This is a genomic window from Catenulispora rubra (genome assembly GCF_015356825.1).
Lineage (GTDB): Bacteria > Actinomycetota > Actinomycetes > Streptomycetales > Catenulisporaceae > Catenulispora > Catenulispora rubra.
In genome coordinates this window covers 46,390-54,533 of the sequence record NZ_JAACYW010000048.1, presented here as the reverse complement: position 1 = coordinate 54,533, position 8,144 = coordinate 46,390, and the positions used below count along the sequence as shown (strand labels likewise).

The window sequence follows — 8,144 nt, the reverse complement described above, 5'->3', positions numbered from 1 at the left end:
CAGTGCGGCCAGGACCACGGCCGCCACCACGAACGAGCAGGCGTCGATGAGCAGCGGCAGCTGTCGGCCGGTCGCGTACAGCAACCCGCCGAAGCCCGGCCCGATCACGAACGCGATCACCGTGTTGCAGGCCCGCAGCCAGGTGTTGGCGGCGCCGAAGTGCTTGGGCTCCACGACGTCCGCCAGCAGCGCGCCGTTCGCGCAGGTGAACAGGGTCCCGAGCGCGTCGGCGACGAACGCGATGACGATCAGCGCGACCAGCCCGAGGTGGTTCCCGGCGACCAGTACCGCGGCGACGCCGAACAGCACGGCCTGCGCGACGTTGGTGGCCACCGCCGTGATCCGGGCGTTCCAGCGGTCGGCCAGCGCCCCGGCCGGCAGCGACAGCAGCATCGGCGCCAGGCGCTGGGTGACGATCACGGCCGCGATCCCCAGCGGCGAGCCGGTCAGCCCGGCGGCCAGCAGCGGGAACCCGACGACGATCAGGCCGTCCCCGAGCCAGGACACCGCCCCGGCGGCCAGATACCACCAGAAAAGCCGGGGGAGGGGGTCCTTGTCAGGCTTGGCCATGCTCCCCATCCCCCGCTGTCGACGCCGAGCCTCGGCGAGCTCCGCCGGTTCGCGTCGATCGGCGTCGTGTCAATACGCTCATTCTCGTGACAGTCGGTGACCGGGCGTGCCACGGTACGTCAATGTACTCTCACCGCAGGTTCTTGTGAACTCTTCGGTGATCACCAGTGAACACCCGTCCGGGTGAACTTCCTTGACAGCTCCCATGAACGCAGGTCAGCCGGTGATCAGCCAGTGATCAGTCGCACCGCTCCGGCGAAGACCGCCGGCAGCGCCCCGGCCGCCGGGACGATGCGCGGACCGAGCACCGGGTTGCGGCGCGCTGCCAGCAGCCCGGCGGTCAGCAGGTTCGAGCGGCGCGAGACCTGGCGCCACCGGCGCTCGTAGTCGCCCGGCCGCCCGGCCGCCAGGCACGCCGCGAGCGCCCGGGCCTGCGCCAGCCCGACGCTGATGCCCTCGCCGGTCAGCGCGTCGACATAGCCCGAGGCGTCCCCGACCAGCAGGACCCTGCCGCCCGGCGCGACCCGGCGGCGCACGGCCTGCCGCAGCGGCCCGGCGCCGCGCACCGGACCGGCGGTCGCGCCCGCGAGCCGGTCGCGCAGCTCCGGGAACTCCGCCAGCCGGTCCTCGAAGCCGGCGCCGGGCGGCCCGAGGATCGCCACGCCGACCAGGCCGTCGTCCACCGGCGTGACGTACGCCTCCGAACCGGCCGACCAGTGCACCTCGACGAAGTCGGTCCACGGCGCGGTCTGGAAGTGCCTGCGCAGCCCGTAGCGCGCGTGCCGGGCCGGCGGCGGCTCCAGGCCGCAGACTCGGCGGATGGGGGAGTGCAGGCCGTCGGCGGCCACGAGGTAGCGGGCCGTGATCCCCGAGGCCTCCACGCCGCCGGCGGACTGACGGAACTCGGTCACACGCTCCGACATCACCTCGACCCCGGCGCTCTCGGCCTGCTTGGCCAGCGCCGAGTGGAGCACCGTGCGCCGGACGCCGCGTCCCGGGCCGCTGCGGAACTCCGCGTCCACGCTGTGCCCCGCGTCGCGATACCGGATCCCGCGCAGCCGCTGGCCCGCCGGATCGACGCCGAGGGCCCCCAGGGCGGCCACGGCGGGTGGCATCAGCCCCTCGCCGCAGGCTTTGTCGATCGGCCCGCTCCGGGGCTCTGCGACGACCACGGAGAGCCCCGCCTCGGCCGCGTAGCACGCCGTCGCCAGCCCGATCGGACCGCCGCCGACCACCAGGACGTCGTATCCAGGGCTCAGGCCGTCGTGCACGGAGCTCACGGCGTCGCGCACAGGGCTCTGATCTCGCATCGCAGCCGCACGGTCAGCAGCCACGCGTTCAGCACGGTGAACACCAGCGCCGTCACCCACGCCGAACCGGCCAGCGGCAACGCGAAGCCCTCGACCACGACGGCCACGTAGTTCGGATGCGCGAACCACCGATACGGCCCGGAATCCACCAGAGGCAGCCCCGGCACCACGATCACGCGGGTGTTCCACCGGTTTCCCAGGGTCCTGATGCACCACCACCGCAGCCCTTGCGAGCCGACGGCGAGCACCAGCATGGGAATCCCGAGCGCCGGGACGAACGATCGGTGCGCGACCGCCGGCTCGATCAGGCACCCGGCCAGCAGCCCGGTATGCAGCACCACCATCGGCGGGTAGTGTCCGCGGCCGCTCTCCACCCCGCCGCGCGCCAGGCTCCACGCCGCGTTCCGCTTGGCCACGACCAGTTCCGCGAGCCGCTCGAAGCACGTGGCGATCACCAGCGCGTAGTAGGCGATCATCCGAGCCGCTCCAGCAGCAGCAGCTCGATGCTCACGCCCGGCCCGAGACCCACGACCACGATCGGCCCCGGTTCGGCGTCCGGCGCGGCCAGTTCCTTGCCCAGCACCTGCACGATCGAGGCCGAGGACATGTTGCCGGCCTCGGCCAGCGCCGCGCGGGCCGTGGCGACCTGTGCCTCCGGCAGCTCCAGCGAGTCGCGCACCGCGTCGATCACCTTCGGGCCGCCGGGGTGCACGACCCAGGCGGCGACGTCAGGGACCTGTAATCCGTGGTCCGCGAGGAACCGTTTGACCACGCCGCCGAGCTCCCGTTCCACGACCTCGGCGAGCTCGGTGGTCAGCACGATGCGGAAGCCCTGCGGGCCCAGGTGCCAGCCGAGGACGTCGTGGGTGTTCGGGCACAGTTCGCTGCGGGTCGCGACGATCCGGACGGTCGAGGCGCCCCGGTTGGCACCGCGCACCACCACCGCTCCGGCGCCGTCCCCGAACAAGGCACTGACCACGAGATCGGGCACCGTCGGGTCGACCAGCGGCACGCTGAGCGAGCACAGCTCGACCGCCAGCAGCACCGCCGTGTGGTCCGGCCACGCCCGCAGATAGTCGTGGATCCGCGCCAGCCCGGCCGCGCCGCCCACGCAGCCCAGCCCGAACATCGGGACCCGTTTCACGTCCGGCCGCATCCCGAGCCGCGGCACCAGCCGGGCGTCCAGCGACGGCACCGAGACGCCGGTCACCGACGTGGTGACGAACAGGTCCACGTCCTCCGCGGTGACCCCCGCCTGGCGCAGGGCGTCCTCGACCGCCCGCTCGCCGAGCTCGGTGGCGTGCTCGATGTAGGTGTCGTTGACGCTGTCGATCCCGTCCAGCCGCCGGTAGCCGGTGAGAGGGAGCACGGTGTGCCGGGTCCGGACGCCGGCGTTGGCGGACAACCGGTCCAGCAGCGCCCGCCGGGTCGGCGGCAGTGCGCACAGCTCCGCCGTGGCCGCAGCCAGTTCGTCCTGTTCGTAACGATGGGAAGGGAGAGCCGAAGTGACTGCCGCGATGCGGGACACCCTTACGCTCCCTCGCCGGTCGCACGGAACTGCTGACGCGGGCGCGTCAGGTTACCCGGTACCCGCGGCCGGGCCGAATAATGCGCACGTCTTGATGAATGCGGCGTGTCAGGTGTGTGAGGTGTGTCAGGTGTGGCGGCGGTTTCAGGACAGATTTCAGGACAGATTTCAGGACAGCGGCACCCCGCCGAGGACGAACATCGCCACGTCGATCCCGGCGATCGCGAGCGCGGCGAAGAACGGCGCGCGGCCCTCGCCGCTGATCCCCAGCCAGGCCAGCAGCGCCGCGACCGCGAAGCCCAGCCACAGCCACGGGGATCCGGCGATCGCCAGGAACCCCGAGGCGCCGAGTAAGAGCAGGACCGTGATGATCCGCACGAATCCGGCGCCGAAGCGGTCCGCCAATACGTTCGGTAGCCCCCTTACCCCGGCTACACGGTCGCCCTCCAGGTCCGGCAGCGCGTTCGCCAGGTGGCCGCCGACGCCCAGCAGCACCGCCGCGGCCAGCACCCCGGCCCGGGCCGACGGCACGCCGGGCGCGGTGCTCGTCGCGAACTCCGGGATCAGCCCGAACCCGACCGCGTAGGCGAGCCCTGAGACCGGTGTGATCTTCAGCCCCGCGTTGTAGAACCAGCCCGCCGCCATCTGGACGACGTCCACGGTCCCGCAGGCCGAGTTGATCGAGAACGCCAGCAGAACCGAGGCCGCGACCGCGACGATCGCCGCGATCAGCACCGTGCGCTGCGAGACGACCCCGGAGACGATCGGTTTGTCGGTCCGGCCGGCCATCGCGTCGCGCGCGGCGTCGAAGTAGTCGTTCGACCATCCGATGGACATCTCGCCGAGCAGCACCGCCGGGATCGCCGCGGCCGGCCCCAGACCGTGCGGGGCGGCCTGCGCGATCAACGCTGCGAACATCGCCGTGACGGCCAACGAGGGCAGCGGATGGCAGGTACGGAACAGGGCTTTGAGGATCGGCATCAAGTTCTCCTCGACGGGGGTAAGCAAGGACCATGCGACTGGCGCTGCGTGGCGGCAACACTCTGGAGCGCGTGGCCCTGCGCGCCAACCTAGTCCCGACTCCGGCCGCCGAGGCATGGGGAGGTATTGCGGCATCTGGCGTACTGGTGGCGGCGGTGCGGACCGGGGTCGTCGCGCGCCTGGCGAGCGCGCCGGCCCGGACCGAGGAGATCGCGCGGGACCTGTGCCTGGCGCAGACGCCGACTCGGCTGCTCGTGGACTGCCTGATCGCCTCCGGCCACGCGCGCCGGTCCCGGGACGGCACGGTGCGCCTGGCGCGCCGCGACCGGCGCTGGCTGGACCCGGAGTCCGAGGTCGGCGTGGCGCGCTTCGTGAACTCCTGCGGCGACTACTTCGACTGGTGGCGGGACCTGGACCGGTTGATCGAGACCGGCGCTTCCGTCGAGCACCACGAACGGGGCCCGGAGGACCCTTACTGGCGCCGTTACATCCTGGGCCAACTGGACCTGGCGCGCCTGTCGGCGCCCGAGGTGGCGCGCCGGCTGGTGCTGCCGGAGAACGCGGGCAGCGTCCTGGACGTCGGCGGCGGCCACGGCTGGTACTCGGCCACGCTGTGCCGGCGGCACCCCGCCCTCACCGCGACCGTGCTGGACCTGCCGGGCAGCGTGCGGGTCGGGCGCGAGGTGATCGAGGCCGCCGGCCTGGCGCACCGGGTGACCTTCGCCGAGGGCGACGCCCGCTACGCGGAGTTCCCCGAGGGCCAGGACGCCGTGCTGTGCTTCAACCTGCTGCACCACCTCACCGAGAGCGAGATCCCGGCGCTGCTCGCCCGGGCCGCCAAGGCCCTGAAGCCCGGCGGCACGCTGGCCGTCCTCGACGCCTTCGCCGACCCGCCGCGCCCCGGCCGGGTCTGGGGCCGGGGCCGGGGCCGCGCCAACGCGGCCGCCACACACCTGGCGCTGTTCGTCCGACTGACATCCGGATCGACGGTGTACACCCCGGCGGAGCTCCAAAGCTGGCTCCGCGGTGCCGGATTCGACCCGGCACGCCGGGTACGTTCCGCCCGGATCCCCGGTCTGGCGCTCTACCAGGCCTGTAAGAGTTGGTGAGCGTGTTACCGTGCGTTCAGTCGGTACCAGGCCGATCGGGCGGATCGGGCGGCACGAAGGGGACAGGGACATCCGATGCTGGCAGCGCAGCGGCAGGCGCGGATCCTCGAGGAGGTCCAGCGGACCGGGGGCGTGCGGGTCAACGATCTGACGCGCCTGCTCGGGGTGTCGGACATGACCGTGCGCCGGGACCTGGACGTCCTGGACTCGCGCGGCCTCCTGACGAAGGTCCACGGCGGCGCCACGGTGCGCCGCGCCGGATCCACCGACGAACCGGCGTTCACGGTCAAGGCCGAGATGGAGCAGCCGGCCAAGGACGCGATCGCCCGCACAGCGGCGGAGCTCGTCCGCCCCGGCACCGCCATCGGCATCAGCGGCGGCAGCACGACGTACACCCTGGCCAGGCACCTGGTAGGGGTCCCGGACCTGACGGTGGTCACGAACTCCCTGCGCGTCGCGGACGTCCTGCACGCCCACGAAAGCGCCAACCCCGGCAACAACCAGACGGTGATCCTCACCGGCGGCATGCGCACCCCGTCGGAGGCCCTGGTCGGCCCGATAGCGGTCCAAGCCATCCGCACCCTGCACCTGGACCAGGTCTTCCTCGGCGTCTACGGCATGGACGCCGCCGCCGGCTACACCAGCCCGAACCTGATGGAGTCCGAGACCAACCGCGCCCTGGTCTCCGCAGCCCGCAACCTGGTCGTGGTCGCGGACCACACGAAGTGGGGCGTGGTCGGGCTGTCGGCGTTCGCCGGGCTGGGGGATGCGGCGGTGCTGGTGACCGACGACGGGCTGCCGCGCGAGGCCCGCGAGGTATTGGTCGAAGAGGTCGGCGAACTGGTGCTGGCCGAGCGGGACGAGTGAGGTCCGCCGGTTCACCGGCGATCTTTATGGCTTCGCGAACGGTCTGATGCCTTCGCGGGGTGGCGCAGTTCGATGGTGCGGCGCGGCCGGCGGCATCGGTGAGCACGACCGCGCGCGGGCCCGAGTAGCCACTTTCTGGCGAAGCTTGCTGCAACCACTCACCGCGCCCCCCGCGTAAAGCCCACGTTGCCGCATCGTTATCCGCAAGTTGCAGAAATCTTGCAGCAAAGTCTTTCATCGCCGCCTCACCCCTTGCTAGCGTCAGCACCCGCGCCGCCCAGACAGTGGCGCAGATCCCCTCAAAGCCATCCCCCAAGGAGTCTTCGATGCGACGCAGCACGGCCGCCAAGCGCGGCGCCGGTATCGCGGCGATAGCAGTCCTGGCACTTGCTGCAACGGCTTGCAGCAGCAGCAAGTCCGGCGGCTCCGCGAGCGGTTCCGCCGCCGCCAAGGACCCGGCGTCGGTCAAGGGCACGGTCACCTGGTGGGACACCTCGGATGCGACCAATGAGGCGCCGAACTACCAGCCGATCATCAAGGCGTTCGAGGCGAAGTACCCGAACATCAAGGTCAACTACGTCAACGTGCCGTTCTCCGACGCCGAGGACAAGTTCAAGACCGCCGCGCAGTCCGGCAGCGGTGCGCCCGACGTGCTGCGCGCCGACGTCGGGTGGACGCCGGCCTTCGCGCAGCTCGGCTACCTGCAGCCGCTGGACGGCACCCCGGCCCTGGCGAACGACTCCGACTACATGCCGGGCCCGTACGCCTCGGACCACTACAACGGCAAGATCTACGGCGTTCCTCAGGTTACTGACACGCTCTCGCTGCTCTACAACAAGAACCTGCTTGCCAAGGCCGGCATCACCACCCCGCCGAAGACCTGGGACGAGCTCAAGACCGACAGCCTGCAGATCAAGGCCAAGGCCGGCGTCGACGGCACGTTCCTGGACGCCGCGTCCTACTACCTGCTGCCCTTCATCTACGGCGAGGGCGGCGACATCATCGACGCCTCGGCCAAGAAGATCACGGTCAACGACGCCACCGCGCTCAAGGCCGTGGGCATCGCGCAGGACCTGGTCAAGTCCGGCGCCGCGGTCACCGACGTGACCAAGGACGGCTACAACAACATGCAGACCGCCTTCAAGGACGGCAAGGTCGCCATGGTCGTCAACGGCCCGTGGTCCACCGCCGACGACCTGAAGGGCTCGGCCTTCAGCAGCGCCGACAACCTCGGCATCGCCACCGTCCCGGCCGGCTCGGTGAAGGCCGGCGCCCCGGTCGGCGGCCACAACCTGGTGGTCTACGCGGGCTCGAAGAACCTCGACGCCTCCTACCTGTTCATCGCGTTCCTGAACGACGCGCAGAACCAGGCCACCATCGCCGCCAAGAACAACGTGCTGCCGACCCGCACCTCGGCCTACTCCGACCCGCAGGTCGCGAACAACAAGATCCTGTCGGCCTTCGAGGGCCCGCTGAAGAACGCGGTCGGCCGCCCGCCGGTCGCCGGCGCCTCGGACCTGTTCACCCCGCTGGACACCGACTACCAGGCGATCCTCGGCGGCCAGAAGTCCCCGCAGGCCGCGCTGAACGACGCCGCGACCCAGTTCGCGCAGATCCTGCCGGGTTTCAGCAAGAGCTGAAACCCGCGCCAGACCGGTCGCGCGGGCAGCGGGAAGTGAGGGTCCCGCCTCCCGCGCGGCTCACCACCGGCGACGGTGGCTCACCACCTTGACGGCACGACGGCGTCGCAGGATCGCCGAACCAGGCAGGGATCAGGTA

8 protein-coding genes are annotated in these 8,144 nt (G+C 71.5%); 3 read left to right on the top strand and 5 right to left on the bottom strand.

Annotated features, from left to right (window positions below; translation table 11 throughout):
* The 5 genes from GWK61_RS16355 to GWK61_RS16335 all read right to left on the bottom strand — a co-directional run.
* On the bottom strand, positions 1 to 570 hold a 570-nt coding region (locus GWK61_RS16355; RefSeq protein WP_194909233.1), incomplete at its 3' end, for an MFS transporter.
* A gap of 227 nt (positions 571 to 797) precedes the next feature.
* The gene (locus GWK61_RS16350; RefSeq protein WP_323747593.1) at positions 798 to 1,862 is read right to left on the bottom strand and encodes an NAD(P)/FAD-dependent oxidoreductase; all 1,065 of its coding nucleotides are present in this window, start codon (positions 1,860 to 1,862) and stop codon (positions 798 to 800) included.
* Positions 1,847 to 2,356, bottom strand: coding sequence for an isoprenylcysteine carboxyl methyltransferase family protein (locus tag GWK61_RS16345; RefSeq protein WP_194909232.1), 510 nt, complete (start codon positions 2,354 to 2,356; stop codon positions 1,847 to 1,849). Before GWK61_RS16345 ends, GWK61_RS16350 begins: the two co-directional genes overlap by 16 nt.
* Complete coding sequence (locus tag GWK61_RS59530; RefSeq protein WP_194909231.1) at positions 2,353 to 3,408, bottom strand: type III polyketide synthase; 1,056 nt, start codon at positions 3,406 to 3,408, stop codon at positions 2,353 to 2,355. Before GWK61_RS59530 ends, GWK61_RS16345 begins: the two co-directional genes overlap by 4 nt.
* 168 nt (positions 3,409 to 3,576) lie before the next feature.
* Positions 3,577 to 4,389, bottom strand: coding sequence for a UbiA family prenyltransferase (locus GWK61_RS16335; protein ID WP_194909230.1), 813 nt, complete (start codon positions 4,387 to 4,389; stop codon positions 3,577 to 3,579).
* A gap of 32 nt (positions 4,390 to 4,421) precedes the next feature.
* On the opposite strand from GWK61_RS16335, the gene GWK61_RS58535 reads away from it, so the two are divergent.
* The 3 genes from GWK61_RS58535 to GWK61_RS16320 all read left to right on the top strand — a co-directional run bounded on the left by GWK61_RS58535 (position 4,422) and on the right by GWK61_RS16320 (position 8,005).
* Positions 4,422 to 5,498 carry a class I SAM-dependent methyltransferase gene (locus tag GWK61_RS58535; RefSeq protein ID WP_194909229.1) on the top strand — a complete coding sequence of 359 codons (1,077 nt, stop codon included), beginning with the start codon at positions 4,422 to 4,424 and terminating at the stop codon, positions 5,496 to 5,498.
* Positions 5,499 to 5,573: 75 nt separating this feature from the next.
* On the top strand, positions 5,574 to 6,365 hold the full coding sequence (locus GWK61_RS16325) for a DeoR/GlpR family DNA-binding transcription regulator (protein WP_194909228.1): 792 nt from the start codon (positions 5,574 to 5,576) through the stop codon (positions 6,363 to 6,365).
* A 326-nt stretch (positions 6,366 to 6,691) separates the two neighbouring features.
* On the top strand, positions 6,692 to 8,005 hold the full coding sequence (locus GWK61_RS16320) for an extracellular solute-binding protein (RefSeq protein WP_194909227.1): 1,314 nt from the start codon (positions 6,692 to 6,694) through the stop codon (positions 8,003 to 8,005).
* The last annotated feature ends 139 nt before the right edge of the window (positions 8,006 to 8,144 follow it).

Excerpts from the sequence above, each read along its gene's own strand:
- GWK61_RS16345 (WP_194909232.1), bottom strand. The coding sequence starts at position 2,356 with ATGATCGCCTACTACGCGCTGGTGATCGCCACGTGCTTCGAGCGGCTC.
- GWK61_RS16335 (WP_194909230.1), bottom strand. The coding sequence starts at position 4,389 with ATGCCGATCCTCAAAGCCCTGTTCCGTACCTGCCATCCGCTGCCCTCG.
- GWK61_RS58535 (WP_194909229.1), top strand. The coding sequence starts at position 4,422 with ATGCGACTGGCGCTGCGTGGCGGCAACACTCTGGAGCGCGTGGCCCTG.
- GWK61_RS16325 (WP_194909228.1), top strand. The coding sequence starts at position 5,574 with ATGCTGGCAGCGCAGCGGCAGGCGCGGATCCTCGAGGAGGTCCAGCGG.
- GWK61_RS16320 (WP_194909227.1), top strand. The coding sequence starts at position 6,692 with ATGCGACGCAGCACGGCCGCCAAGCGCGGCGCCGGTATCGCGGCGATA.